At 70.3% G+C, this 26,450-nt stretch carries 24 protein-coding genes and 1 riboswitch; of the genes, 11 read left to right on the top strand and 13 right to left on the bottom strand.

Annotated elements, in window-relative coordinates; all coding sequences use genetic code 11:
• Window positions 1-2: 2 nt before the first annotated feature.
• Window positions 3-560, bottom strand: coding sequence for a hypothetical protein (locus N4G70_RS16295; RefSeq protein WP_261713375.1), 558 nt, complete (start codon window positions 558-560; stop codon window positions 3-5).
• 112 nt (window positions 561-672) lie between these two features.
• Here N4G70_RS16295 and N4G70_RS16290 point away from each other — a divergent pair, with 112 nt between their 5' ends.
• Genes N4G70_RS16290 through N4G70_RS16280 form a run of 3 tightly spaced genes read left to right on the top strand, consistent with a single transcriptional unit; the run spans window position 673 to window position 2,324 of the window.
• Window positions 673-1,188 carry a PadR family transcriptional regulator gene (locus N4G70_RS16290; protein WP_261713374.1) on the top strand — a complete coding sequence of 172 codons (516 nt, stop codon included), beginning with the start codon at window positions 673-675 and terminating at the stop codon, window positions 1,186-1,188.
• Window positions 1,189-1,248: 60 nt separating this feature from the next.
• Entirely contained in the window at window positions 1,249-1,833 is a 585-nt protein-coding gene (locus N4G70_RS16285) for an RNA 2'-phosphotransferase (RefSeq protein WP_261713373.1), read from the top strand.
• A gap of 26 nt (window positions 1,834-1,859) precedes the next feature.
• Window positions 1,860-2,324 (top strand): hypothetical protein, encoded by a 465-nt coding sequence (locus tag N4G70_RS16280; protein ID WP_261713372.1) that lies wholly within the window; start codon window positions 1,860-1,862, stop codon window positions 2,322-2,324.
• On the opposite strand, the gene N4G70_RS16275 is transcribed toward N4G70_RS16280, so the two are convergent.
• Both N4G70_RS16275 and N4G70_RS16270 read right to left on the bottom strand, forming a co-directional pair.
• Window positions 2,321-3,220 carry an LLM class flavin-dependent oxidoreductase gene (locus N4G70_RS16275; RefSeq protein WP_261713371.1) on the bottom strand — a complete coding sequence of 300 codons (900 nt, stop codon included), beginning with the start codon at window positions 3,218-3,220 and terminating at the stop codon, window positions 2,321-2,323. The two genes, N4G70_RS16280 and N4G70_RS16275, sit on opposite strands and share 4 nt — an antisense overlap.
• Before the next feature lie 9 nt (window positions 3,221-3,229).
• Window positions 3,230-4,096, bottom strand: coding sequence for a DUF72 domain-containing protein (locus N4G70_RS16270; RefSeq protein WP_261713370.1), 867 nt, complete (start codon window positions 4,094-4,096; stop codon window positions 3,230-3,232).
• Window positions 4,097-4,347: 251 nt separating this feature from the next.
• Between N4G70_RS16270 and N4G70_RS16265 the strand changes: the two genes are divergently transcribed.
• Complete coding sequence (locus tag N4G70_RS16265; protein WP_261713563.1) at window positions 4,348-5,235, top strand: Cof-type HAD-IIB family hydrolase; 888 nt, start codon at window positions 4,348-4,350, stop codon at window positions 5,233-5,235.
• Window positions 5,236-5,382: 147 nt separating this feature from the next.
• On the opposite strand, the gene N4G70_RS16260 is transcribed toward N4G70_RS16265, so the two are convergent.
• The 4 genes from N4G70_RS16260 to N4G70_RS16245 all read right to left on the bottom strand — a co-directional run bounded on the left by N4G70_RS16260 (window position 5,383) and on the right by N4G70_RS16245 (window position 13,285).
• The gene (locus N4G70_RS16260; protein ID WP_261713369.1) at window positions 5,383-7,134 is read right to left on the bottom strand and encodes a GAF domain-containing sensor histidine kinase; all 1,752 of its coding nucleotides are present in this window, start codon (window positions 7,132-7,134) and stop codon (window positions 5,383-5,385) included.
• Between the two features lie 19 nt (window positions 7,135-7,153).
• On the bottom strand, window positions 7,154-10,675 hold the full coding sequence (gene cydD / locus N4G70_RS16255) for a thiol reductant ABC exporter subunit CydD (RefSeq protein WP_261713368.1): 3,522 nt from the start codon (window positions 10,673-10,675) through the stop codon (window positions 7,154-7,156).
• An 81-nt stretch (window positions 10,676-10,756) separates the two neighbouring features.
• A complete protein-coding gene (gene cydB, locus N4G70_RS16250; RefSeq protein WP_261713367.1) occupies window positions 10,757-11,758 on the bottom strand; it encodes a cytochrome d ubiquinol oxidase subunit II in 1,002 nt (333 codons plus the stop codon).
• An 18-nt stretch (window positions 11,759-11,776) separates the two neighbouring features.
• Window positions 11,777-13,285: a cytochrome ubiquinol oxidase subunit I gene (locus N4G70_RS16245; protein WP_261713366.1), complete on the bottom strand. Its 1,509-nt coding sequence runs from the start codon at window positions 13,283-13,285 to the stop codon at window positions 11,777-11,779.
• A 218-nt stretch (window positions 13,286-13,503) separates the two neighbouring features.
• Here N4G70_RS16245 and N4G70_RS16240 point away from each other — a divergent pair, with 218 nt between their 5' ends.
• Window positions 13,504-13,884 carry a cyclophilin-like fold protein gene (locus N4G70_RS16240; protein ID WP_261713365.1) on the top strand — a complete coding sequence of 127 codons (381 nt, stop codon included), beginning with the start codon at window positions 13,504-13,506 and terminating at the stop codon, window positions 13,882-13,884.
• 51 nt (window positions 13,885-13,935) lie between these two features.
• Here N4G70_RS16240 and hisC read toward each other — a convergent pair whose 3' ends face one another.
• Window positions 13,936-15,015: a histidinol-phosphate transaminase gene (hisC, locus tag N4G70_RS16235; protein ID WP_261713364.1), complete on the bottom strand. Its 1,080-nt coding sequence runs from the start codon at window positions 15,013-15,015 to the stop codon at window positions 13,936-13,938.
• A gap of 408 nt (window positions 15,016-15,423) precedes the next feature.
• On the opposite strand from hisC, the gene N4G70_RS16230 reads away from it, so the two are divergent.
• The 3 genes from N4G70_RS16230 (at window position 15,424) to N4G70_RS16220 (ending at window position 18,970) form a co-directional block, all read left to right on the top strand.
• Entirely contained in the window at window positions 15,424-16,557 is a 1,134-nt protein-coding gene (locus N4G70_RS16230) for a LacI family DNA-binding transcriptional regulator (RefSeq protein WP_261713363.1), read from the top strand.
• Between the two features lie 238 nt (window positions 16,558-16,795).
• On the top strand, window positions 16,796-17,959 hold the full coding sequence (locus N4G70_RS16225; RefSeq protein ID WP_261713562.1) for a metallophosphoesterase: 1,164 nt from the start codon (window positions 16,796-16,798) through the stop codon (window positions 17,957-17,959).
• Between the two features lie 171 nt (window positions 17,960-18,130).
• The gene (locus N4G70_RS16220; protein WP_261713362.1) at window positions 18,131-18,970 is read left to right on the top strand and encodes a hypothetical protein; all 840 of its coding nucleotides are present in this window, start codon (window positions 18,131-18,133) and stop codon (window positions 18,968-18,970) included.
• A 66-nt stretch (window positions 18,971-19,036) separates the two neighbouring features.
• On the opposite strand, the gene thiC is transcribed toward N4G70_RS16220, so the two are convergent.
• Window positions 19,037-20,815 (bottom strand): phosphomethylpyrimidine synthase ThiC, encoded by a 1,779-nt coding sequence (thiC, locus tag N4G70_RS16215; RefSeq protein ID WP_261713361.1) that lies wholly within the window; start codon window positions 20,813-20,815, stop codon window positions 19,037-19,039.
• Window positions 20,808-20,942, bottom strand: a riboswitch (TPP riboswitch). It overlaps the preceding gene by 8 nt.
• Window positions 20,943-21,013: 71 nt before the next feature.
• Here thiC and N4G70_RS16210 point away from each other — a divergent pair.
• Window positions 21,014-22,360: a YibE/F family protein gene (locus N4G70_RS16210; RefSeq protein ID WP_261713360.1), complete on the top strand. Its 1,347-nt coding sequence runs from the start codon at window positions 21,014-21,016 to the stop codon at window positions 22,358-22,360.
• Between the two features lie 24 nt (window positions 22,361-22,384).
• Here N4G70_RS16210 and N4G70_RS16205 read toward each other — a convergent pair whose 3' ends face one another.
• The 4 genes from N4G70_RS16205 to N4G70_RS16190 form a co-directional block, all read right to left on the bottom strand.
• Entirely contained in the window at window positions 22,385-22,819 is a 435-nt protein-coding gene (locus N4G70_RS16205; protein WP_261713359.1) for an SsgA family sporulation/cell division regulator, read from the bottom strand.
• A gap of 102 nt (window positions 22,820-22,921) precedes the next feature.
• Window positions 22,922-23,692, bottom strand: coding sequence for an IclR family transcriptional regulator (locus tag N4G70_RS16200; RefSeq protein ID WP_261713358.1), 771 nt, complete (start codon window positions 23,690-23,692; stop codon window positions 22,922-22,924).
• Window positions 23,693-24,008: 316 nt separating this feature from the next.
• The gene (locus N4G70_RS16195) at window positions 24,009-24,230 is read right to left on the bottom strand and encodes a DUF5326 family protein (RefSeq protein ID WP_261713357.1); all 222 of its coding nucleotides are present in this window, start codon (window positions 24,228-24,230) and stop codon (window positions 24,009-24,011) included.
• Between the two features lie 139 nt (window positions 24,231-24,369).
• Window positions 24,370-24,687 carry a cupin domain-containing protein gene (locus tag N4G70_RS16190; protein ID WP_261713356.1) on the bottom strand — a complete coding sequence of 106 codons (318 nt, stop codon included), beginning with the start codon at window positions 24,685-24,687 and terminating at the stop codon, window positions 24,370-24,372.
• 50 nt (window positions 24,688-24,737) lie between these two features.
• Here N4G70_RS16190 and N4G70_RS16185 point away from each other — a divergent pair, with 50 nt between their 5' ends.
• Together N4G70_RS16185 and N4G70_RS16180 are read left to right on the top strand one after the other, a co-directional pair.
• Window positions 24,738-25,118: a phage holin family protein gene (locus tag N4G70_RS16185; RefSeq protein WP_261713355.1), complete on the top strand. Its 381-nt coding sequence runs from the start codon at window positions 24,738-24,740 to the stop codon at window positions 25,116-25,118.
• Between the two features lie 88 nt (window positions 25,119-25,206).
• A complete protein-coding gene (locus N4G70_RS16180; RefSeq protein WP_261713354.1) occupies window positions 25,207-26,331 on the top strand; it encodes a cystathionine gamma-lyase in 1,125 nt (374 codons plus the stop codon).
• Window positions 26,332-26,450: the final 119 nt, after the last annotated feature.

Raw genomic sequence — 26,450 nt, 5'->3', positions numbered from 1 at the left:
CGTCAGGCGCCCTTCTGGACGGCGGCGCGGCGGGCGCGCTCCGGGTACTGGGCGGTGACGATCGCGGGGAGGGCGAAGCCCGCGACCTGGACGGCGATCGAGGCGGTGCTGCCCAGCGACTGCGCGTCGATGAGCGTGAGCCCCGCGGCGGTCAAGGTGAAGGCGAGGGCCCAGACGGCGGTCAGCACCACGTTGATCCGGAGGAACACCGGATTGGTCCACACCTCGCGCGGCGCCTGCCGCTTGGCTATGCCCGTGGTGAAGGGCTTGCGGACGGCCAGCGTGGCCCACGCGGTGAGCGCCAGCCAGCCGGTGGCCAGCGCGCCGCCGTACTCGCGCAGCCCGCTGTCGGGAGCGAGGAACGCTATGACGCTCAGCACGGCGAAGAAGGCCATCGTGGACTGCTCCAGGATCAGGGAGTCGGCGCTCATCCCGCGCCTGCGGTCCATGGCGAAGAGGTAGACACCCGCGGCGAGTGCGGCGAGCGCGCCCCACTGCCAGTGCGCACTGCCGACGGCGGCGAAGACGATCCACGGGATGAATCCGCGCAGGTAGTTCATGGGAGTCCCCTCTGTTCCGAGCGCTTGGCTCAGCTCCACATTCCAACTTCGACATGTCGAATGTAGAGCTTCCATCTTTGACGTGTCAAGGGTGGAATGTAGAGTGGAGGACATGAGCCTCCGTCACGCAGTCTTGGGCCTGCTCGCCGACCGGCGGGCCAGCGGCTACGACCTGATGAAGCTTTTCGAGACCTCGCTCGCCCACGTCTGGTCGGCGACGCAGAGCCAGGTCTACGGAGAGCTGGGCAAACTCGCCGACGCCGGTCTGGTCGAGGTGTCCGCGGAAGGGCCGCGCGGCCGCAAAGAGTACGGGATCACCGCCGCCGGCAGGGCCGAACTGCACCGCTGGCTGACCGAGGTCGAGCCGGTCCGTACGCGCCGCAGTGACTCCCTGCTCCGGGTGTTCTTCCTCGGCGAGCTCACCCCGCTCGAAGCGCGGACCTATCTGCTCGGCGAGGCCGAGCGCTCGGCCCGCCAGCTCGCGGGCCTCCAACAGGCGGAGGCCGCCATCGACTGGGACGAGGATCCGCTCTCGGCACATGGCCGCCTGGCCCTGGAGTACGGCAAGCGGCTCAGTGCGATGCACGAGGAGTGGGCGCGATGGGCGGTGGAGCAGCTCAAGCCCTGACCGGGCGCGCCCTCACTAAATGGGGTGCCGGGCCCCCGCACGGACCGGCACCCTGGCGGTATGAACACACCGCACCAGCCGCCGGGGGAGGGACCGCCGTTCCTCGACGACAGACGCACCGTCAAGGTGTCCAAGTACCTGTCCAAACACCTGCGCCACCAGCCCGAACGGATCGGCCTCGTCCTCGATGCCCAGGGCTGGGTGGAGATCGAGGAGCTGCTGCGGTGCGCGGCCGCGCACCGCTTCCCCCTCACCCGTGCCGAGCTCGACCATGTGGTCGCCACCAACGACAAGCAGCGCTTCGCCGTCGAGGACGGCCGGATCCGCGCCAGCCAGGGCCACACGGTGGCCGTCGACCTGGCTCTGCCGCCCGCCGAACCGCCCGCCTACCTCCACCACGGCACCGTGGCCCGCACCCTGGACGCGATCCGCGCCGAGGGACTGCGTCCGATGAACCGCCACCATGTGCATCTCTCGGCCGACCGGGAGACCGCCGCCCGGGTCGGCGCCCGCCGCGGCCGGCCGGTGATTCTGAGCGTGGACGCCGGGGCCATGCACCGGGACGGTCATGTCTTCCACATCAGCGCCAACGGGGTCTGGCTCACCGCCTCCGTCCCGCCCGATTACCTGCGCCTGCCCGGCTGATCCCGGCGTTTGGCATGATCGGCATCATGCGCCATCCCCACCTGCCCACCACCGAGTCCGCGGTCACCGCGATCCGTGCGATCGCCGACGAATACCGGCTCGCGGTGGAGGTCACCGACGACATCGGCGCCGACCACACCTCCCGCCGTACCTCCGCCGGGGTGTTCGCGGTGGTCGATCCGGACGGGTCGCTGCCGCACGAGGCATACGTCGAACTCGGCGGCTCGCCCTCCGTTTCCGTACGGCTCTATCCGGAGGACGACGCCCAAGTCACGGTCGACGGCGTGCAGTTCGACGATGTGCCGCGCGACGACGTGCCCGCCTTCCTGCGCTCCGTCTACGGCGGCCTAGCCCACGTCCGAGGCCGTTTCTTCCCGCCCGGCTGGTGGCTGGTCGTGCCGCTGCCCGGCGACCGGACGTCCAAGGAGCTGGTGCTGCTCGGTGCGCTCACCCCGTGGATGAGCGCACACGTGCGCGACCGGAAGGGCTAGCGGCCGAGCTGCGCGAGTCCCTCCGTCGCGATCTGTTCGAAGACCTTCGGGTCGACGGCGAAGTCGGAGTCGGGGATCGGCGTGTGCAGCACGATCTCGGTGATGCCGAGCTCGAAGTGGCGACCGGCGAAGTCCACGAACGCGTCGAGGGACTCCAGGTGCCGGCGGGGCTGCGGGGTGAAACCGGTGAGCAGGATCTTGTCCAGCTCCGCCACGTCCCGCCCGATCTCCTCGCAGGCGACGCCCAGCTTCTCGATCTGCCCGCGAATCGCCTGGACGGACTCCTCGGGCGTCCCGGACTCGAACAGCTTCGGGTCGCCGGTGGTGACCCACGCCTGACCGTGCTTCGCCGCCAGCTTCAGCCCGCGCGGGCCGGTCGCGGCCACCGCGAAGGGGATCCTGGGCCGCTGGACGCAGCCCGGCAGGTTACGCGCCTCGACCGCCGAGTAGAAGGTGCCGTCACTGGTCACCGAGTCCTCGGTCAGGAGCCGGTCGAGCAGCGGCACGAACTCGCCGAACCTGTCGGCCCGTTGGCGCGGAGTCCAGGCCTCCTGGCCCAGCACGGTGGCGTCGAATCCGTTGCCGCCCGCCCCGATGCCCAGGGTGATCCGGCCGTTCGACACGTCGTCGAGGGTGATCAGGTCCTTGGCCAGGGTCACCGGATGCCGGAAGTTCGGGGAGGTGACCAGGGTGCCCAGGCGCATCCGGGTAGTGGCGGCAGCGGCGGCCGTGAGCGTGGGAACCGCGCCGAACCACGGGCCGTCGCGGAAGGTGCGCCAGGACAGGTGGTCATAGGTGTAGGCGGCGTGGAAGCCCAGCGCCTCGGCGCGCAGCCAGGCCTCACGGCCACCTTCGTGCCAGCGGTCGATCGGCAGAATCACAGTGCTCAGTCGCATGGGTCGACCCTACGAGAGGCCGAGCAGCTGTCGCATCGCCTGGGCGGCGCGCACCGCAGCGTCACCGCAGCAGTTGTTGAACAGAACATGCACCTCTTGGGCCCGCTCGGCCATCTCGCGGACGCGCGGTGCCCACTCGGAGAGTTCCTCGGGTGTGTATCCGTGGCGGAACCTCTCCTCCTTGGTGCCGGTCCCCCAGGCGCTGTTGCGGCCGTGGAACCGCACCAGGGCGAGGTCCTTGTTGGTGACCCGTATGACGGGCGGTACGGAATCGGGCAGGGTCTGCACCATGTCCACGGCCACGGCGGCCGCGTCCAGCTCCGTCAGCAGCGCGGTCGTGGCGTCGATGTGCTCCGCACGCCACCAGCCGGGGTGACGGAACTCCACGGCCATCGGCCAACCCGCGGCACGCTCACGGCACCGGCGCAGGAACTCCACCGCGGGCCTGCCCGGTACGAGCCGGCGCGGGAACTGGAAGACCAGCGTTCCCAGCCGGCCTGAGGCACGCAGCGGTTCCAGGGCCGCGCTGTAGCGTTCCCACACCTCGTCGAGCAGCCCGGGATCGACACCTGACCCCCGGCGTGCGAGGGCCGGGCGCAGATCGGCGGGCAGCGCTTCCGGCCGTGTCGGGTGTCCGGTGAGCAGGGAGAACGCCTTCACGTCGAACCGGAAGCCGGCGGGGGTGCGTTCGCTCCACAGCAGGCTGTTGCGGGTGCTGGGCAGCCCGTAGTAGGTGGAGTCGACCTCCGCCACCGGGAACTGCGTGGCGTAGTGCCGCAGTCTGCCCTCGGCGTCCCGCCACCCCTTGGGATACCAGCCGCTGGACACCAGCGCCTTGTCCGTCCACGAGCAGGTTCCGACCCGAATCCGTCCCATCCCGGCCGTCTTCCCCCGGACGCCGCGCCGGATTCGCGCGGCGCGCCGGGACATCCGGCGGCGTTCCGCGCGAACCCGTGCCGATGACGTCAGGTGGGCCCACCGCTCATCCCGCCGGGGAGGCCCGACGCTCCGGTGCGCATCGGCCTCGTGTCCGGAGCATCCCCCCGTGCCGCGTACGCCCCCTCGTGCCCCGGGCGCACCGCCGATCGCTCTCATCTGTGCGGTCCTTCGCACGTCCGTGCGCTCCCATACGGGACAATGGGCCGGTGACCTCTGCTACGGATCCAGCCCCGGCCATTCGCCCCGTGCCCACCGCACCGCGGCTCATCGCGACCGACCTGGACGGCACGCTGCTGCGTGACGACAAGACGGTCTCGGACCGTACCGTCGCGGCCCTGGCGGCCGCCGAGGAGGCGGGCATCGAGGTCTTCTTCGTCACCGGCCGCCCGGCTCGCTGGATGGACGTCGTGAGCGCCCATGTCCACGGCCACGGCCTGGCGATCTGCGGCAACGGCGCGGCCGTCGTCGATCTGCACGGCGGTCCCGAGGGGCCCCGCTTCGTGAAGGTGCGGCCGCTGGAGCAGGCCGCCGCCCTCGATGTCGTCACCTTGCTGCGGTCGGCCGTTCCCGGTACGTCTTTCGCCGTCGAACGCACCGGCGGCTTCCACCATGAACTCGCCTATCCGCCGCTGCACATGGACCCGGCGGCGAGCGTCGCGCCCGTCGAGAAGCTGCTGGCCGAGGACGCGGCCCCGGCGAACCAGCCGCTGCTCAAGGTGCTCGCGTTCCACCCCGAACTGTCCCCCGACGACTTTCTGGCGCTGGCCCGCGCGGCGGTCGGGGCACACGCCGAAATCACCCGGTCCAGCCCCACGGCGCTCCTTGAGATCAGCGGCGCGGGCGTCTCGAAGGCGTCCACGCTGGCGCTGTGCTGCGCCGAGCGCGGCATTTCACCCGCCGAGGTGGTGGCCTTCGGCGACATGCCGAACGACATGGAGATGCTGAGCTGGGCAGGCACGTCGTACGCCATGGGCAACGCCCACCCCGACGTCCTGGCCACTGCCTCCGGGCGCACCGTCGCCAACAACGAGGACGGCGTGGCCGTCGTGATCGAGCAGATCCTCAAGGCCCTCTGAGAGCCCGGCTCAATCGGACTGCCACCGCTCCGGGGCTGCCCGTGGCTCGGCAGCGTTTCACGTGAAACACGGCTGCGATGTTTCACGTGAAACGCGACTCCCCTCCGGCCCACCGACCCGCTCCCACACGTCACATGGGGCGGCCGGTCAGAGCGGTGCCTCCCACACGACGGTCGTGCCTCCGCCGCCGTCTCCGAGCCCGGGGCCGTACGAACTCGATCCGCCCAGCGCCTCGGCGCGCCGCCGGAGGTTGCGCAGGCCGCTGCGGCGACCGTCCGCCGGGATGCCGACCCCGTTGTCGGCGACCGTCAGCCGCACCCCCGCGCTGCCGTCCGGGAGTTGCGCCGTGGCGTCGACGACGACTTCGATCCGGGATGCCTCGGCGTGCCGGAAGGCGTTCGAGAGGGCTTCGCGCAGCGCCGCGATCAGGTTCTTTCCGGTCAGCTCGCCGACCAGGGTGTCGACCGCACCGAGGAAGCGGTGGGCCGGTTTGAAGCCGAGCGGCACGGCGGCCATGTTGATCTCCCGCAGGACGCGGGTGCGCAGCCCGGAGGGCGCCTCGGCCGGGCCCTGCTGGAGCGCGAAGATCGCCGTGCGGATCTCCTGGATGGTGACGTCGAGTTCGTCGACCGCCTTACCGATGCCGGTCTGCACCTCGGGGACGACGGACTTGCGCTGGGCACCCTCCAACATCATTCCGGTGGCAAAGAGGCGCTGGATGACCAGGTCGTGCAGATCGCGGGCGATGCGGTCGCGGTCCTCGTACACGGCGAGCCGTTCCCGGTCGCGCTGGGCCTCCGCCATCATCAGGGCGAGCGCGGCCTGAGAGGCGAACTGGCCGGCCAGGGTCCGCTCGGCCTCCGTGAAGGGCCGGCCACCGCGTGCCCGGGGCGTGGCGAGGGCGCCCAGGACCCGGCCGCCGCTCTGCAGGGGGAGCATCATGCTCGGCCCGTAGCGCTCGGCCAGTTTGGTGATCATCTGCGGGTCGGTCGCCGCGTCGTCGACGAAGACCGCTTCGCCTTCCAGCAGCGTCGACACGACCGGGCTCTCGGGCGGGATCACCACGCCGAGCGAGACGCGCGGGTTGTCGGCGGAGACCGCGACGATCTCCAGGCCGCCCTCCTCGGCGGGCAGGAGCACTATGCCCGCGTCGGAGATCGCGAGATGGCGGGCCTGCTCGGCGACGACCTCCAGGGCATCGTCAGCGTCGCCGCCCGACAGCAGCGCCGTGGTGACCGCGACCGAGCCGTCGATCCACCGCTCGCGCTGGCGCGCCGCCTCGTAGAGCCGGGCGTTGCCGATCGCGATCCCGGCCTCGGTGGCGAGCACGCGCACCATGTGCAGGTCGTAGTCGTTGAACTCGCCCCCACCGTGCTTCTCGGTCAGATAGAGGTTGCCGAAGATCTCGCCCTGGACGCGGATGGGGACACCGAGGAAGGTGCTCATCGGCGGATGGTTCGGGGGGAGTCCCGCCGAACGGGGGTCGGCGGCGATCTCGGCGAGCCGCAGCGGCTCGGGGTGGTGGATGAGCCAGCCGAGCAGTCCCCGGTGGCCGTCGGGCCGATGCCCGATGGCCCGGGCCTCGGTGTCGCTGACGCCGTACGTCACGAAGTCGGACAGCCCCCGGCCGTCCTCGTTGACGACGCCGATCGCCGCATACCGTGCGTCGGCGAGTTCGGCCGCCGTCTCGCAGATCCGGTCCAGTGTGGAGTGCAGTTCGAGGCCCGTGCCCACCGAGCGCATCGCCTCCAGCAGTTGCGGAACGCGCGCCGTGAGCTCGGTGGAGAGCCCCTGGAGGCTGCGGGTGGCGCGGGTCGCCGCTTCGAGCGGGTCGTGGTCCTGGTGGTCCACGCCCGTGGCGTCCTGGCGGCCCCTGGGCCTCTTCGGATCTGGCGGCATGCCTTGAGACTAGTTAGTCCTATTTGGCGAGGAAAGTCGGGTACTGCCGCGCCTCCGTCTCGCGCTCCCGTTCCAGCATGCCCCGCAGGGGCCCGTCGACCGTGGCGAGGTCCTCGTAGGCGCCCCGCTGCACGGTCCGCCCCTCGGCCAGCACGATCACCTCGTCGACCGCCTCCAGGCCGCGCAGCCGGTGCGTGATCAGCACGGTGGTGCGGCCTTCGGTGGCCGCCAGCAGATCGGCGGTGAGTGCGTCGGCGGTCGCCAGGTCCAGGTGCTCGGCGGGCTCGTCCAGGACCAGTACGGGGAAGTCGGCGAGGAGCGCCCGCGCCAGCGCGAGCCGCTGACGCTGGCCGCCGGACAGCCGGGCACCGTGTTCGCCCACCAGGGTGTCGAGGCCTTCGGGCAGCCCGTCGACCCAGTCGAGCAGCCGGGCCCGGCCCAGGGCCGAGCGCATTTCGTCGTCGGTGGCGCCCGTGCGGGCGAGCCGCAGGTTCTCCCGTACGGAACTGTCGAAGAGGTGGGCATCCTGGGCGCACAGCCCGACGAGCCGGCGTACGTCGTCGCCGCTGAGCCGGCCGGCGTCGCTCCCGCCGATCTCGTAGGTGCCGGTCCGGGCGTCCAGGAAGCGGAGCAGGACCTGGGCGAGGGTGGTCTTGCCGGAGCCGGAGGCGCCGACGACGGCGACCCGCCTGCCCGGGGTGAGAACCAGCCCGAAGTCGTGCAGGGCATCCCGTTCCTGCCCGGCGTGCCGGGCGTGCAGACCGCGCAGCTCCAACGGGAACGGCGAGGCCGGCGCGGCGAGGGGCGTTTCGGGCTCCCGCACGGGAACGGGCGCGTCCAGGACCTCGTAGACACGCTCGGCGCTGCGCCGCACCCGGCGACGGGCCCGCACGGCGAGCGGCAGCCCGGTCACCGCCTCGAAGGCGGCGAGCGGCACCAGCACGACCACCGCGAGCAACACCCCGTCCAGGCGCCCGGCCGCCACGGCCCGTACGCCGACCAGCGCGGCGGCCGCCACGGTGAGCCCGCAGGTCAGCGCGGAGAGCCCACCGCCGAGCGCGGTGGCGGCGGCGCCCCGCGAGGCGATCCGGGTCAGTGCCGTGTCGGCGTCCCGCACCTCACGGACCCGGCGTCCGAGGGCGCCCGCCACCGTGAGCTCGCCGGTGCCGGTGAGCAGATCGGCCACCCGGGTGGCGAGTGCTCCTCGGGCCGGGGCCAGTTGACGTTCGGCGCGCTGTGCCAGGGCGCCGCTGAGGAACGGAACGAGGACGCCCGCGACGAGGAGCCCGGCGGCGAGCACGGCCCCGGCCTCGGGCAGCAGCCATGCGGTGAACCCGGCGCTCAGCACGGACACGACGACGGCGACCCCGGCGGGCAGGACCCAGCGCAGCCAGTAGTCCTGGAGTTCGTCCACATCGGCGACCAGGCGGGACAGCAGATCGCCCCGCCGTGTCTCGCGCAGTCCGGCGGGCGCGATCCGCTCCAGTCGCCGGTACACCGCGACCCGCAGTTCGGCGAGCATGCGCAGTACGGCGTCGTGGGAGACGAGCCGCTCGGCGTAGCGGAATACCGCGCGGCCGATCCCGAAGGCCCGGGTCGCGGTGACGGCCACCATCAGATAGAGCACCGGCGGCTGCTGCGAGGCCCGCGAGATGAGCCAGCCCGAGGTGGCCATGAGGCCGACGGCCGAACCGAGCGCCAACGCACCCAGCAGCAGCGCGAGCGCGATACGGCCGCGCAGACCGCGCGCGGCGAAGCGCACCCGGGCCAGCGGGTTCCGCGCGACGGGGGATACCGCTGCGCCCGTCACCGCGTCCAGGGTCTCAACAGGGGCCTTAATGACGGGAGTTGGGGAGGCTGCCGCCCCCGGGGCCGGGACGCGGGGCCGCGTCTCGGCACGGCGCAGCTCCACCACGCGGTCCGCGACCGCGAGCAGCGCCGGGCGGTGCACGACGAGCAGAACCGTACGGCCCACCGCGAGCCTGCGGACCGCGTCGACGATCCCGGCCTCCGTCTCGCCGTCGAGCGCGGCCGTCGGCTCGTCCAGCAGCAGCACCGGCCGGTCGGCCAGGAAGGCGCGGGCGAGGGCGAGACGCTGGCGCTGGCCGGCCGAGAGCCCGGCGCCGTCCTCGCCCAGGGCGGTTTCCATCCCGTTCGGCAGCGCGTCGACGAAGTCATGGGCGCCCGCGTCGCGCAGTGCGCCGAGCACCGCCGCGTTGTCCGCGTCCGGCCGGGCGAGCCGGACGTTCTGGGCGATCGTCCCCGCGAAGAGGTGCGGCCGCTGCGGCACCCAGGCGATCCGCTCGCGCCACTCCGTCAGGGAGAGCGTCGCGAGGTCCGCCCCGGACACCAGGACCCTGCCGCCGTCCTGCGGCGTCACCAAGCCGAGCAGCACGTGCAGGAGCGTCGACTTGCCGACGCCGCTCGGGCCGGTCAGGGCCACCGTCTCGCCCGGTTCGACCACCAGGGAGGCGTCCGCCAGGGAGGGCTCCGTGCGCCCGGAGTGCCGTACGGTCACACGGTCGAGCTCCAGGCGGACCGGCCCGGCGGGCACGGCGGCCGTGCCGCCCTGGGGCAGCGGCGTCTGGAGGACCTCGAAGATTTCCTCGGCGGCCGACAGCCCCTCCGCCGCGGCGTGGTACTGCGCGCCGACCTGGCGCAGCGGCAGATAGGCCTCGGGGGCCAGGATCAGGATCACCAGGCCGGTGTACAGATCGAGGTCGCCGTGGACCAGGCGCATGCCGACGCCGACCGCGACCAGTGCCACCGAGATCGTCGCGAGCAGTTCGAGGGCGAACGACGAGATGAAGGCGATCCGCAGGGTCTTGAGGGTCACCCTGCGGTAGTCCGCGGTGATCGCCCTGATCGACTCGGCCTGTGCCTTGGCCCGCCCGAACACCTTCAGGGTCGGCAGCCCGGCGACCACGTCGAGGAAGTGTCCCGAGAGGCGGGACAGCAGCCTCCACTGGCGGTCCATCTGCGACTGGGTGGCCCAGCCGATCAGCGCCATGAACAGGGGAATGAGCGGCAGGGTCACGACGATGGTCGCCGCGGAGATCCAGTCCTCGGTGACGATGCGGGCGAGCACCGCCACCGGCACGACGACGGCGAGGCCCAACTGCGGCAGATAGCGCGCGAAGTAGTCGTCGAGGGCGTCGACCCCGCGTGTGGCGAGCGCGACCAGAGACCCGGTGCGCTGACCACTGAGCCACTCCGGGCCCAGGCCGGCCGCCCGCTCCAGGAGCCGGCCCCGCAGCTCCGACTTCACCGCGGCGCTCGCGCTGTTGGCGGCGAGCTCCGTCAGCCAGGAGACGAGGGCCCGTCCGATCGCGACCGCCGCGAGGAGCAGCAGCGGCGCCCTCAGCGCGTTCGCGTCATGGTCGTGCTGGAAGGCTCCCACCACGACCTCGGCGATGAGCATCGCCTGGGCGATGATCAGTCCCGCCCCGACCAGGCCGAGGGCCACCACCGCGGCCAGGAAGAAGCGGGTGGCACGGGCGTACCGCAGCAGTCGTGGGTCGATCGGTTTCACGTGAAACATCCCCCAACAGAAGGATCGGAGCGGGCCGGGGGGTGTGTTTCACGTGAAACACACCCCACCGAACCGTGGGGACCTCAGGGGTCAGTGCGCGTCGGCGATGTTCTTGGTGCCGATCCGCTTGCGGAAGACCCAGTACGTCCAGCCCTGGTAGAGCAGCACCAGCGGGGTCGCGATCCCCGCGCACCAGGTCATGATCTTCAGGGTGTACGGGCTGGACGAGGCGTTGGAGACTGTGAGGTTCCAGGCGCCGTTCAGCGAGGACGGCATGACGTTCGGAAAGAGCGTCAGGAAGAGCATCGCCACCGCGGCCGCGATCGTGATGCCCGAGAGCGCGAACGACCAGCCCTCGCGCCCGATCCTGATGGCCGCGATCGCCCCGACCAGCGCGAGTACGGCAATGGCCATCGCTACCAGGCTCTTGGTGTCCCCCCGTGAGGCCTGGGTCCAGATCAGGAAGCCGAGCGCGAGCACGGCCGTCACCAGACCCAGCTTGAGTGCCAGGACCCTGGCCCGCTCACGGATGTCGCCGAGCGTCTTGAGCGAGGCGAACACCGCCCCGTGGAAGGTGAAGAGGAAGAGCGTGACCAGGCCGCCCAGGATCGAGAACGGGTTGAGCAGATCCCAGAAGGTGCCCACGTACTCCTTGTGCGCGTCGATCTTCACCCCGCGCACGATGTTGGCGAAGGCCACGCCCCACAGGAACGCCGGGATGAGCGAGGTCCAGAAGATGGCCTGCTCCCAGTTGCGCTGCCAGTTCTCCTCGGGCCGCTTCGCCCGGTACTCGAAGGCGACACCTCGGACGATCAGACAGACCAGGATGATCAGCAGCGGCAGGTAGAAGCCGGAGAAGAGCGTGGCGTACCACTCGGGGAAGGCGGCGAAGGTCGCGCCGCCGGCCGTGAGCAGCCACACCTCGTTGCCGTCCCAGACGGGGCCGATGGTGTTGATCAGGACGCGCTTCTCGGTGCGGTCCCTGGCCAGCAGCTTCGTCAGGATGCCGATCCCGAAGTCGAATCCCTCCAGGAAGAAGTAGCCGATCCACAGGACGGCGATGAGTACGAACCAGACGTCGTGGAGTTCCATGCCTCGATCTCCTCAGCCTCAGTACGAGAAGGCCATCGGCCGGTCGGGGTCGCGGTCGTCCCCGCCGATCTTGGTGGGCGGATTGAGGTCGGCCTCGCTGAGTTCGGGCGGTCCGGCCTTGACGTACTTGACGAGCAGCTTGACCTCGACCACCGCGAGCACGGCGTACAGCAGCGTGAAGACGATCATCGAGGTGAGGACCTCGCCCTGCGAGACACTGGGGGAGACCGCGTCCTGGGTGCGCAGTACGCCGTACACGACCCAGGGCTGGCGGCCCATCTCGGTGAAGATCCAGCCCCACGAGTTGGCGATCAGCGGGAAGCCGAGCGTCCAGACCGCGAAGAACCAGTACCACTTGGTCAGGCGCGTGCCGAGGGCCGTGCTCTTGAAGAGCACCAGGTTCGGCACCTCGTCCTCCCCGGTCCGCATCCCCGGCGCCAGCATGAACTTCTTGCGGGTGAGCCAGAGCCCGGCCAGGCCGATGACGAAGGACGTCATGCCGAAGCCGATCATCCAGCGGAAGCCCCAGAAGGCGACCGGAATGTTGGGCCGGTAGTCGCCTGGCCCGAACTTCTGCTGCTCGGCCCTGTTCACGTCGTTGATGCCGGGGACGTACGAGGAGAAGTTGTTGTCGGCGAGGAAGGACAGGACCCCGGGCACCGAGATCTCGACGTCGTTGTGGCCCTTGGCCACGTCGCCGACGGCGAAGATCGAGAACGGTGCGGGCTTCTCGCCGTCCCACAGGGCCTCGGCTGCGGCCATCTTCATCGGCTGCTGCTTGAACATCACCTTGCCGAGCGAGTCGCCGCTCACAGCGGTGAGCAGACCACCGATGACCAGGGTGACCAGGCCGAGGCGCAGCGAGGTGCGCATCACCGGGATGTGCTTCTTGCGGCGCAGATGGATGGCGGCGACGCCGACCATGAACGCGCCACCGGTCAGGAAGGCGGCGGTCAGCGTGTGGAAGACGACGACCAGGGTGGTGTCCTGGGTCAACACCCGCCAGAAGTCGGTGAGTTCCGCGCGCCCGGTGGCCTTGTTGAGCCGGTAGCCGACCGGGTGCTGCATCCAGGAGTTGGCGGCCAGGATGAAGTAGGAGGACAGGATGGTGCCGAGCGAGACCATCCAGATGCAGGCGCAGTGGATCTTCTTGGGCAGCTTGTCCCAGCCGAAGATCCACAGCCCGATGAAGGTGGACTCGAAGAAGAAGGCGATGAGCGCTTCGAAGGCGAGCGGGGCACCGAAGATGTCACCGACGAACCGCGAGTAGTCCGACCAGTTCATGCCGAACTGGAATTCCTGGACGATGCCCGTGACCACACCCATCGCGATGTTGATCAGGAACAGCTTGCCCCAGAACTTGGTCGCCTTGAGGTACTTGTCCTTGCCGGTTCGCACCCAGGCGGTCTCCAGGCCGGCGACGAGCGCGGCGAGAGAGATCGTCAGGGGAACGAAGAGGAAGTGGTAGACGGTGGTGATGCCGAACTGCCATCGCGCCAGGGTCTCCGGCGCCAGAGCCAGGTCCACGTCGGCACTCTCCTTACTTCGCCGTGGTCACAGCCGCAGGCCTGCCCCTTTAATCCCCCCGATCACGGGAGGAAGCGGGACACGCTTGTGAACGCGTTCACATTCACAAGCATTATGTCGTACGGACTGTCGAGTGCGGCAGGGGGGTCCCCCGTAAAGGGGTGTGAACGTGGACACCCTCTTCCCAAGGCTTTCAACATCTTGTTGAATTCGGCGCCATGGAGAACCAGCTGCGCATACGCATCTCATGGCCCGCGGGCAGTGTCACCGCGACGCTCGAGGAAACCCCCACGACCAAGGCGCTCGCAGGGGCGCTCCCCCTCACCTCCACCGCCCACACCTGGGGCGAGGAGGTCTACTTCGACACCCCCGTCTCGACCGCCCGGGAGGCGGACGCCCGCCAGGTGGTGGAGCCGGGCACGGTGGCGTTCTGGACCGACGGCGACGCGCTCGCGCTGCCGTTCGGGCCCACGCCCATCTCGCGCGGCGACGAATGCCGGCTCGCGAGCCCGTGCAACGTCCTCGGCCGCCTCGACGGCGACCCCCGCGAGCTCGCCACGGTCCGCTCCGGCGACCCGATCCGGGTCGACGCCCTCTGAGAACGCGCCGAGCGCCCACCGGGACGAGCCGTAGGCGCCCGGCCCTCCGGATCAGGCCTGCTTGCGGAAGCCCTCCGCGACCTTGAGGAACAGGTCGTTGGCCTCACCCTCGCCGATCGTGACGCGCACGCCCTCGCCCGCGAACGGCCGCACCACGACGCCCGCCGCCTCGCACGCCGCGGCGAAGTCGACCGTGCGCTCCCCGAGGCGCAGCCAGACGAAGTTCGCCTGCGTCTCGGGCACCGTCCAGCCCTGCTGCACCAGGCCCTCGTAGACCCGCTCCCGCTCGCCGACCAGCGCGCCGACGCGGCCCATCAGTTCGTCCTCGGCGCGCAGCGAGGCGACCGCCGCGTCCTGGGCGAGCTGGCTGACGCCGAACGGCACGGCCGTCTTGCGCAGTGCCGCGGCGACCGGCTCGTGCGCCACCGCGAAGCCGACCCGCAGCCCGGCCAGCCCGTACGCCTTGGAGAAGGTGCGCAGGACGGCCACGTTCGGGCGGTCCCGGTAGATCTGGATGCCGTCCGGCACCTCGGTGTCGCGGATGAACTCCCGGTACGCCTCGTCGAGCACCACCAGGACATCCGAGGGCACCCGGTCGAGGAACCGTTCCAGCTCGGCCCGGCGCACCACGGTGCCGGTCGGGTTGTTCGGGTTGCAGACGAAGATCAACCGGGTCCGGTCGGTGATCGCGTCCGCCATGGCGTCGAGGTCGTGCACATCGCCCGGCGTCAGCGGCACGCGGACGGAGGTGGCTCCACTGATCTGGGTGATGATCGGGTACGCCTCGAAGGACCGCCAGGCGTACATGACCTCGTCACCGGGCCCGGAGGTGGACTGGACCAGCGACTGGGCCACCCCCACCGAGCCGGTGCCGGTGGCCAGGTGCCCCAGAGGCACCCCGAACCGCTCGGAGAGCTCGTTCATCAGCCCCGTGCAGGCCATGTCCGGGTACCGGTTGAAGTTCCCCGCGGCCGCGACCGCGCTCTCCATCACACCCGGGAGCGGCGGGTAGGGGTTCTCGTTCGAGGACAGCTTGAAGGCGACGGGCCCGTCGGAGGCCGCCGGCTTGCCGGGCTTGTAGGTGGGGATGCCGTCCAGCTCGGGGCGCAGCTTGGGGCTCGTCTCGCTCACCGCAGGTCCTCCTCGACCGTTCCGTACAGAAACTGGGCACGCCGTCGCGGACAGCTCCGCACACATCCAATACTCCTCACCTTATGAGGATTCGGCTCCCCTGCGAATAGGGGACGGAGACCGGTTCTCGGCGGGCGCGCGAGGAGGGGGGAGCGTTCCTGTACCTGGCGCGCGCCGGTGGCTCGCGCCGTGGCGCGCATCACCCGTGAAGGTGAGTTGAGACCTCTTCGAAACATCGGACAGTTGGCAGCGGCCCACGGCTCGACAAGCGCCACTGCAACGCTGGATCGCCCAACTCCCTTGCATAGCAAGGCAATTGCCGTCTGATGATCATGCAGAATCGTGCCTGTCAACGCGTGCATATGCACCCGGGCCAACCACCCGTCATCGCCCTACTATCGGCTCGCCATGACAGCAGCAGGGAAGCACCAGGTGAGCCGGTCGACCGGTCGCCGGCTGGGGCGGGCGGGCATTCGGGACGTGGCCGCCGCCGCCGGTGTCTCCATCACGACCGTCTCAGACGCGCTCAACGGCAAGGGCCGGCTCCCCGACGCCACCCGCCGCCACGTCCGCGAGGTCGCAGACCGGCTGGGCTACCGCCCATCCGCAGCGGCCCGCACGCTCCGTACCGGCAAGTCCGGCCTCATCGGCCTGACCGTGACGACCTACGGGGATGAACCTTTCACCTTCACCGAATTCGCGTACTTCGCGGAAATGGCCAGAGCCGCGACCTCCGCCGCGCTGGCCCGCGGCTACGCCCTCGTCATCCTGCCCGCCACCTCACGCCGCAGTCCGGCGGACGTCTGGTCGAACGTCGCCCTCGACGGCACCGTCGTCATCGACCCCTCCGACCAGGACCCCGTGGTCACCGAACTCGTACGCCAAGGCATCCCGGTCGTCTCCGACGGCCGCCCGGCGGGCAGCCTGCCCGTCACGGCCTGGGTGGACAACGACCACGAGGCCGCCGTACTCGACCTGCTCGACCACCTCGCCGCGGCCGGCGCCCGCCGGATCGGACTGCTCACCGGAACCACCACCGACACCTACACCCGCCTTTCCACCGAGGCCTATCTGACCTGGTGCGAACGCGTCGGCCAGGACCCCGTGTACGAGTCCTACCCGGCCCACGACCCCTGCGCGGGCGCCGTCGCAGCCGACCGGCTGCTCGCCCGCCCGGACCGGCCCGACGCCGTCTACGGCCTCTTCGACCCCAACGGCACCGACCTGCTCGCGGCCGCCCGGCGCTACGGGATGCGCGTACCCGAGGACCTGCTCCTGGTGTGCTGTAGCGAGTCCACCGTGTACGCCACCACCGAACCGCCCATCACCACGCTCTCGCTCAAACCGCGGCGCATCGGCACGGCCGTCGTCCAGTTGCTCATCGACGCGATCGAAGGGATCGACAACGGCCAGCCGATCGAGCAGGTGATACCGACCGAACTGATCGTGCGCACCTCGTCCCAGCGACGGCCTCCGCGCACCACGGTCAGCCCTCCGCGCTCACCGGCCAAGGGCAACCAGCCGGGCCCCAACAAGGAGTGAACTCCCGCCGGGCGGCCTCCCCGACCGCCCGGCGCTCGACCCGGGCCCACATGAACAGCGGAGTCCGGCCCGGTCTGGAACACCACATTGGGGACATAACCACCCACGAACGTCGCTCGCACCCGGATTGACCACCCCTGGTGCGTCACACAGCATGAGGCGCATTCCTATGATGGGCGCACGACACCACGGATCTCCGCCCGACCTGGCGGCTCCCACGGTGTACGGCGGTGCGACGGTGGTGGAGGGGTCGATGACTCAGGGGGCCGGTCAGGGACCCGTGCGGACGGCGACGTTGCGTGACTTCCGGGTGCCGCCGTACGCGCAACAGACCCCCGTGCCACCGCCGGAGGAACCCGGCGCACCACCGGCGCAGGCGGTGCCGCTGTTCCATCAGGAGCCGCCCTCCGGCCACCCGGAAGCGCCCGCCGCGCCCGCTCCGGCACCCGGCACGACCACCTATTCGGATGATGAGCCCCCCGAGGGCTACACCCCGACGGCACGCGACCTCCCCGTGATCCAGCGCGGTGACACGGTCAGGCTGCCCACGGTCGAGCCCGTCGCCCCCGAGGCGCCCGAGGGCCCCGGCCCGCTGTATGTGGTCGGTGACGTCCACGGCTACCTCGACGAACTCCTGGCCGCCCTGCGCGAGCAGGGCCTCATCGACGAATCCGGGAACTGGGCCGCGGGCACCGCCCGCCTGTGGTTCCTCGGCGACTTCACCGACCGGGGCCCCGACGGCATCGGCGTGATCGACCTGGTCATGCGGCTCTCCGCCGAGGCCGCGGCCGCCGGCGGCTACTGCAAGGCCCTCATGGGCAACCACGAGCTGCTGCTGCTCGGCGCCAAGCGGTTCGCCGACACCCCGGTCAACTCCGGTGCGGGCACCGCCACCTTCCAGGCCGCCTGGCTGCTCAACGGCGGCCAGAAGGCCGACATGGACCGGCTCCAGGACGTACACCTGCAGTGGATGTCGCGGCTCGACGCGATCGAGCGGGAGGACGACCACCTGCTCATGCACTCGGACACGACCGCCTATCTGGAGTACGGCGACTCCATCGAGGCGGTCAACGACACCGTCCACGCCATCCTCAACCGCAATGACGCCGACGAGTGCTGGGACCTGTTCCGCAAGTTCACCAGACGCTTCGCCTTCCGCGACGAATCGGGGCCGCAGGCCGCCCGCGAGCTGCTCTCCGCGTACGGCGGCGGACGGGTGGTGCACGGCCACAGCCCCATTCCGTATCTGCTGGGCGAGGTGGGCACCGAGGACGGCGAGGAGGACGCGCGGCCAGTGGTCGAGGGTCCCCATGTGTACGCCGACGGTCTCGCCATCGCCATGGACGGCGGCGTGACCATGGCCGGAAAGCTGCTGGTCCAGCAACTCCCGCTGCATGGCTGAGGGTTGACCGGGAAAGGCTTCCCCGCAGCGCCGGGTATGCCATTTCCGGAAACACCCTGTCACCGCGTGCCGTAGCGGCTCTACCATCGGCTTATCCGTAGCAGGCTCTCCTCCGTTTCCGCCAACTTCCCGTTCATCAGGCGGGCTTACGGCCCTACGGAGCATCGGGGGATGCACATGAACAGCGCTCCGCACCTGCTCAGCGAGGACCGCCCGGAGTTCGAGCGGATTCTCGACGAGGCACTGCGCACCGCGCATGAACGGCCCGAGCTGTCCGGTATCGGCGAGCGCCTCAACGCCGTGCAGCTCCGCACCATGGTGCTCTCCGCCGGTACGTTCGTGACCGACCGGGCGGCCGCCGAGTACGAGTACTACGTCACGACGCGCGAAGAGCTGCGCGCGCACGCCGCCGCCGGGGCCCACGAATCGGCCCTCATCTCCGGCGGTGCCCTCGAGCCCGCCGGTGCGGGCGCCGGCGCCGTCGTCGCCGTCCTCGCGCCGGTGCTCGCGGGTACCGCGGCCGTGATATTCCTGCTGGTCGGCTACATCCTGAAGATGCTCAAGCCGCAGCCCGCCTTCGCCGACACCATGCTGACCGCCGGCTGGTTCTTCGGCGCGCTGACCGCCGCCGCGATCCTCGCCGCCGCCGTCGGGCTGCTGATCACGGCGGTGCGCAACGGCGCGACGCAGGTGGTGGCCATCGACGAGGCCGACGAGGCGGACGCCCCCGACGAGCGCACCCAGGAGCTCGCCCGCGCCCGCGAGGCCTGGCGCCACGCCCTGTTGGAACGCGGCATCTACCCCTTCCTGCGCGACGCGCTCGCCGATCCGAGCGTCGACCCCGGCGCCCCCGCGCCGCGGCGCCCGATGGGCCGCATGCCCACCCTCGGCTACGACCGGCCGGGCTTCGACAGCCCTGACCAGGGTGGCTCCCCCGCCAACCACCCGAGCTTCACCAGCCCGGACTTCACCAGCCCCGACTTCGGGGGCCCCGAGCACCAGCCGGACTGAGCCGACCCCGGCGGGCGCCGCTCCCGGAGCCATCGGCCCCCGGGGCAGCGCCCGAAGCGCATCGCCTCAGTCGGCGATCGGCAGATAGACCCGGTTGCCCGCGTCCGCGAACTCCCGTGACTTCTCCGCCATTCCGGCCTCGATCTCGTCGGTCTTCAGGTCGCCGCCGTGCTCGCGCCGGATGTCCTGGGAGATCTTCATCGAGCAGAACTTCGGACCGCACATCGAGCAGAAGTGCGCGGTCTTGGCCGGCTCCGCGGGCAGCGTCTCGTCGTGGAACTCCCGGGCGGTGTCCGGGTCGAGGGCCAGGTTGAACTGGTCCTCCCAGCGGAACTCGAACCGGGCGTCCGAGAGCGCGTCGTCCCACTCCTGCGCGCCCGGGTGCCCCTTGGCCAGGTCCGCCGCGTGGGCGGCGATCTTGTACGTGATGACGCCGGTCTTCACGTCGTCACGGTTGGGCAGGCCGAGGTGCTCCTTGGGCGTGACGTAGCAGAGCATCGCGGTGCCCCACCAGGCGATCATCGCCGCACCGATGCCGGAGGTGATGTGGTCGTAGGCGGGCGCCACATCGGTGGTCAGCGGCCCCAGGGTGTAGAACGGGGCCTCTTCGCAGATCTCCTGCTGGAGGTCGATGTTCTCCTTGATCTTGTGCATCGGGACGTGTCCCGGGCCCTCGATCATCGTCTGTACGTTGTGACGCTTGGCGATCGTGTTGAGTTCCCCGAGCGTGCGCAACTCCGCGAACTGCGCCTCGTCGTTGGCGTCCGCGATGGAGCCGGGGCGCAGCCCGTCGCCGAGCGAGTACGTCACGTCGTACGACGCGAGGATCTCGCAGAGCTCCTCGAAGTTCTCGTACAGGAACGATTCCTTGTGGTGCGCCAGGCACCAGGCCGCCATGATCGAGCCGCCGCGCGAGACGATGCCGGTCTTGCGGCGGGCGGTCAGCGGCACATAGCGCAGCAGCACGCCGGCGTGGACCGTCATGTAGTCGACGCCCTGCTCGGCCTGCTCGATGACCGTGTCCTTGTAGATGTCCCAGGTCAGTTCCTCGGCCCGGCCGTCGACCTTCTCCAGCGCCTGGTACAGCGGCACCGTGCCGATCGGGACGGGGGAGTTGCGCAGCACCCACTCGCGGGTGGTGTGGATGTTGCGGCCCGTGGAGAGGTCCATGACCGTGTCGGCGCCCCACTGGGTGGCCCAGGTCATCTTGTCGACCTCCTCCTCAATGGAGGAGGTGACCGCGGAGTTCCCGATGTTGGCGTTGACCTTCACCAGGAACCGCTTGCCGATGATCATCGGCTCGATCTCGGGGTGATTGATGTTGGCAGGCAGCACGGCGCGGCCCGCCGCGATCTCCTCGCGGACGACCTCGGGGGAGACGTTCTCGCGGATCGCGACGTACTCCATCTCCGGGGTGATCTCGCCGCGCCGCGCGTAGGCGAGCTGGCTGACGGCCTGGCCGCCGCGGCCGCGGCGGGGCTGGCGCGGGCGGCCCGGGAAGACCGCGTCGAGGTTCTTCAGACCCCCGCGCGGCGAAGTGTGCTTGATCCCGTCGTCCTCGGGGCGGACCGGGCGGCCCGCGTACTCCTCGGTGTCTCCCCGCCCGATGATCCAGTTCTCCCGGAGCGGGGCGAGACCGCGCCGGACGTCGGTCTCGACGTTCGGATCGGTGTACGGGCCGGACGTGTCGTACAGCGTCACGGCCTTGCCGTTGGTGAGGTGCACCTGGCGGACCGGCACCTTGAGATCGGGGCGCGAACCCTCCACGTACCCCTTGTGCCAGCCGATGGACTTCCCGCTCTCCTCAGTGCTGGAGGCAGGCGTGCGTGCGTCCTGAACGGTCATGAGACCTACTCCCTACGCCGGCATTACCCGGTAACAGGTTCGGCGGTCGGCGCAGCCTTTTCCGTACGGTTCGTACGGTTGTCAGCGCCCTCTCAGCCCGGTGCTCCGAGCTCCCGCGTGTGCAAAGGTGTCACCACGCTAGCGTCATCCCTGGCGCGCTGAACAGAGGGCCCCCTGTGTTCTTGCGATGATCAGGCGGTGACCTCACCAGAACCGCACCCTCCGCACCAGCACGGTGGACACGGCCACGGGCACGGCCACTCGCATGCGCACGGCCCGGCCGCACCCGTCTCCAAGCACCTCCGCAAGGTGATCGCCGCCGTGCTGATTCCTTTCTCCACAGCGGTACTTGTGGGTCTGGTGGTGCTCTGGCCGGGGGGCGCCCCGCCGCACCAGCGCTCGGGCGTCGGCTTCGACCGCCAGACCCAGCAGGCCAGGGTCGTCACGGTGGACAAAGTGGACTGCAAGTCGGTCAATGCCGGTCAGGCCCCGTCGAATGGCGACACCTCCACCGCCGAGAGCCAGCAGGCGAGGAACGCGCCGCGAAAGCCCTGCGGCAAGGCCACGGTCGAGGTCACCTCGGGCAAGGAGAAGGGCCGTACCTTCACCGAGATCGTTCAGCCCGACTCGCCCCGCCAACTCCACGCGGGCCAGGACGTGATCGTCGCGTACGCCCCGGACGCCCCCCATGACCTGCAGTATTCGGTGACCGATGTGAACCGCCGGTTCCCGATGGCGCTGCTCGCCGGGATCTTCGCGCTCGCCGTCGTGGTCGTGGGCCGGCTGCGCGGTGTGATGGCGCTGGTCGCCCTGGTGGTCTCCTTCGCCGTGCTGACCCTCTTCATCCTTCCGGCGGTACTCCAGGGCTCCAACCCGCTGCTTGTGGCGGTGGTCGGGGCGAGCGCCATCATGCTGATCGCGCTCTACATGTGCCACGGTCTGTCCGCGCGCACCTCCGTCGCCGTCCTCGGCACGCTCGTCTCGCTGATGCTGATCGGGCTGCTCGGTTCGCTCTTCATCGGCTGGGCCGCGCTCACCGGCAACACCGACGACAACACCGGTCTCATCCACGGCCTCTACCCGAACATCGACATGTCCGGCCTGCTGCTCGCCGGCGTCATCATCGGTTCGCTCGGCGTGCTCGACGATGTGACGGTGACGCAGACGTCCGCCGTGTGGGAGCTCCACGAGGCGAATCCGACGATGGGCCCGCGCGGCCTGTACCGGGCGGGCATCCGGATCGGCCGCGACCACATCGCCTCGGTGGTGAACACCCTGGTGCTGGCTTACGCGGGCGCCGCCCTGCCCCTGCTGCTGCTGTTCTCGATCGCGCAGAGCAGCGTGGGCACGGTGGCCAACAGCGAGCTGGTCGCCGAGGAGATCGTCCGCACCCTGGTCGGTTCGATCGGCCTGGTCGCCTCGGTGCCGCTGACCACGGCGCTGGCGGCGCTGGTGGTGTCGGCGGACCGGTCGGGCACGGGGAGCCGCCCCGCGTCCCGCGTGGGTGCGGGACGCGGCGGGGGCGGCCGCCGCCGCAAGAAGTAGCGGGCGCCCCCAACAGGCAGCGGATCAGCCCGCGTTCTCCTCGGCGAGGATGCGCCCGAGCGCGTCCTCCAAGTGTTCGTCGAAGTCGCCCAGCGTCCACTCCTGCCCGAGCGGTACGAGCTTGTCGGTCCGGTCGAGGAACGCCACGAGCGGCGCCGCTCCGGACCGGAACAGGGCGCGGTCGTCGCCGACTTGGAGTCTGATGCGTACGTCGCAGAGCTCCTCGGGGTGGGTGGGCTCGATCCGCACATCGCCGTCGCCGGTCGCCACATTGATGCCGTCGAGCAGGAGCTCCCGGCCGAAGGCCCAGGTGACCGGCGCGTCACCGGGCAGATGGAAGGTCATGCGCACCGCATAGGGATCCGTCGCCTCGTACGTCAGCTCCACCGGGATCCGGAAGGAGAGTTCCTCGGAGACGAGGAAGCTCATCATCACTTCTGCCTGAACCGATTCACGCATCGCACGTACCCCGCTTTAGCCGAACTTGGCCAGGAATGATCCCCGTTGGCCTTCTTGACGCCATCGTGCTGTAAGCGCTAGCAGATCACAAGGAGTGATATTTCAGATACTGATAGAGAGCGCCGGGGAGCCGAACAGAACCGCCACCTCGCCACGGAGTCGCTCGATGGTCGGAAGGAGCCGTTCTTGCTGGTGAAGGGGTACGGAAATGGCCACGGTGGCGACGCTGGAGCCAGCTCTGACGGGGATCGCGGCGCAAACCGTTCCCAGGGCGTATTCCTGCCTCTCGACCACCGGTTGCATACGCTGCGTAGTCGCGAGGCGTTCCGTCAGAGCGCGGCGGTCCCGCACCGTGTAAGGCGTGATGGCCTGGACCGGATGCCGGTCCAGATAGTCCTCGCGGGTGCGCTCGTCGAGCTGGCTGAGCAGGCACTGACCGATTGCGTGGGCATGCCCGGTCTCACGGAAGTCGGCCCATTCCTCGACGGCGGGCGCCTCGGGCGTGTCGGCGACCCCGGCGATCTCGATCTCGCCTTCGCGGTAGACGGCGAAGTAGATGGGCACCCCGAGGGAGTCCCGCCAGCGGGCCATTGAGTTGGCGATCTTGCTGCGACGATTCTGCAGTGCCCCGCCAACGGCCAGCCGCTCGACCGCGGGCCCGAAGACGAACACCCCGTGCTCGCGCCGCAGATAGCCCTCGTGGGTCAGGGTCCGCAGCAGGTGGTAGGCGGTGGGCAGCGGCAACCCCGCCTCGCGCGCCAGCTGTTTGGCGGGAGCGCCGTCCATGTGGGACCCCACGGCCTCGAGCAGACGCAGGGCGCGCTGGACCGAGCCGATCAGGGTAGGGACGGCGCCGTTCGAAGCCTTGGCCACAGGTCACCCCCAGGCGTGCTGACGGGCAACGCGCCCGCCCGCGGGGGCCGCCCCCGCGCGCCCGCCGCGACCCCCGGGGGCGGCGGCACGGGCCGGTCGGACCGGCGGTCGGGATCGATCAGGACCCGTGGTTCCCAGGGGGCGGCAGAGACTGGCCACTCTAATGGCGGCTCCGCGGACGAAAGGGGCTCGGCCAGGTCCGTTCCCCCGGCCGGGCTAATGCCCGTACGCCCCTGACGTGGCTCGCCGCACCGGTACGGGCTCGCCGGCGGCTGCCACGACCCCGGGCGGAAGGTCGTGTTCCGCCCGGGTCCGGCTACCAGTCGCCGCGCGAGGAGGACGAGGAGGACATGAACCTCCGCACCAGGTAGATCAGACCGCCGACCAGGGCCACGAAGACCAGGATCTTGAAGAGCAGCCCGAACAGGAACCCGATCACGCTCGCGATCACACCGCCGAACACCACCAGGGCGATGACCGGCACGGCGACCCACTTCACCCACCAGGGCATCCCCGCGAATATCTCCCGAGCCGCCATCGTCCCTACCTCTTTCCGTCAGTTCACCAGTTGTGCGCTTTCGACACCCTCGATGCTAGGCGGGAGAGGGGGCCGGGCGGGGCCCTCGCAGCCCTTGAACTCCCCTGACCGAACCCCTAGGGAGAACCGGGGGCGACCCTCAGCTCTCAGGCGGAGAGAAGACCACCAGAACCCTCAGATCCTCGACGATGTGGTGGAACTTGTGCGCCACCCCGGCCGGCACATAGACCACGCTCCCCCGCGCGACCTGTGTCGTCTCCAGACCCACGGTGATCGACGCGCGGCCGCTGACCACGAAGTAGATCTCGTCCTGGGCGTGCGGGGACTGCGGGTCGTGCGCCCCCGCGTCGAGTGCGTACAACCCCGCCGACATGTTTCGCTCCCGTAGGAACTGCAGATACGCGCCGTCGTTGGCGGCCCGCTCCGCCTCCAGCTCGTCGAGTCGGAAATCTTTCATCGCCGTCTGCCCCTGCGCTCGTGCCGATCCGGTCTGCCACGATCAGACCCATGAAGAATTTCGTAGTCAAGACGATCGCCAACGCGGCCGCCCTGGCCGTGGCCATCTGGCTGGTGAAGAACATCACCCTGACTGGTGAGAGCACCGCCAAGAAGGCGCTGACGCTGATTCTGGTCGCGCTGGTCTTCGGCGTCGTGAACTTCGTCGTGAAGCCCGTGGTCAAGCTCCTGTCGTTCCCCCTTTTCATCCTGACGCTCGGGCTGATCACGCTGGTGGTCAACGCCCTGATGCTGCTGCTGACCTCCTGGCTGGCCGACAAGCTCGATCTCAGCTTCCACGTCGAGGGCTTCTGGACCGCCGTGGTGGGCGCCCTGATCATCTCGGTCGTGTCCTGGGCGATGCACATCGTCCTGCCCGACGACAACGACTGAGCGCCGACCCTTTCTGTGGCGTTTCCCTGGCGAACACGGCGTACCAGGGACGGCTCGACGCCCCCCGCGATGAATGGAGCATGTGGCAATGACAGGTGACGGCACTCGATCCGTACGCGCCGGGATTCCCGCGCCGGTGGCCTACGAACCCACCCTGCCCGGGCCGGTGTTCGCCGCCCACTTCCACCTGCCCGGCGAGGCGACCGGCCCCTACACCTACGGTCGTGACACCAACCCGACATGGACCCATCTGGAACGGGCGATAGCCGAACTCGAGTCCCCCGACGAGAGCGCCGAGGCCGTCGTCTTCGCCTCCGGGATGGCGGCGATCTCGGCGGTCCTGCTCTCCCAGGCGCGCTCCGGGGACACCGTGGTCCTGCCGGACGACGGTTACCAGGCCCTGCCGCTGGTCCGTGAGCAGTTGGAGGCGTACGGCATCGAGGTGCGCACCGCGCCGACCGCGGGGGATGCCCAACTGGCGCACCTCGACGGCGCGCGGCTGCTGTGGATCGAGACACCGTCCAATCCCGGTCTCGATGTGTGCGACGTACGCCGGTTGGCGCGGGCCGCACACGAAGCGGGCGCGCTCGTGGCCGTCGACAACACTCTGGCCACCCCGCTCGGGCAGCGCCCCCTCGAACTCGGCGCGGACTTCGCGGTCGCCAGCGGCACCAAGGGCCTGACCGGCCACGGCGATCTGCTGCTCGGCTATGTGGTGTGCCGCGACCCCCGGCTCGCCGCGCGGGTACGCACGTGGCGCAAGGTCGTGGGGGCGATCCCGGGGCCGATGGAGGCCTGGCTCGCGCACCGCTCCCTCGCGACCCTGCACCTGCGCACGGACCGGCAGGCCGCCAACGCCCTCGCCCTCGCCGAAGCGCTGGCCGAGCGCGACGAGGTGACGGGACTGCGCTACCCGGGCCTGCCCTCGGATCCCTCGCACCGGCTGGCCTCGGCGCAGATGCGCCGCTTCGGCTGCGTGATCTCCTTCGACCTTCCCGACCGCGCCTTCGCCGAACGGTTCCTGGAAGCGCTGCGTCTGGTGGACGACGCCACGAGTTTCGGCGGCGTCCGCTCCACCGCCGAACGGCGGGGCCGCTGGGGAGGCGACGCGGTGGCCGAGGGCTTCATCCGCTTCTCGGTCGGCGCCGAGGACGCCCCCGATCTGATCGCGGACGTGGAACGCGCCCTGGACGAGGCGGGTGCGGCCTCGTGATCTCGACGCGGAGCGCGTCATCTCCGTAGGACGGGCGGTCCGAGCCTCCCCCCTCGTGGCTCGGACCGCCCCGGTTCCCGCGTACGAAGAACCGCCTGGCCAAGGCTAGTTGACTGTGC

Origin of the sequence: Streptomyces sp. ASQP_92 (assembly GCF_025399895.1) — a bacterium.
In the GTDB taxonomy this organism is placed as follows: domain Bacteria; phylum Actinomycetota; class Actinomycetes; order Streptomycetales; family Streptomycetaceae; genus Streptomyces.
Note: the sequence above shows the minus strand (reverse complement) of the source record. Positions and strands in the feature narration are given on the sequence as shown.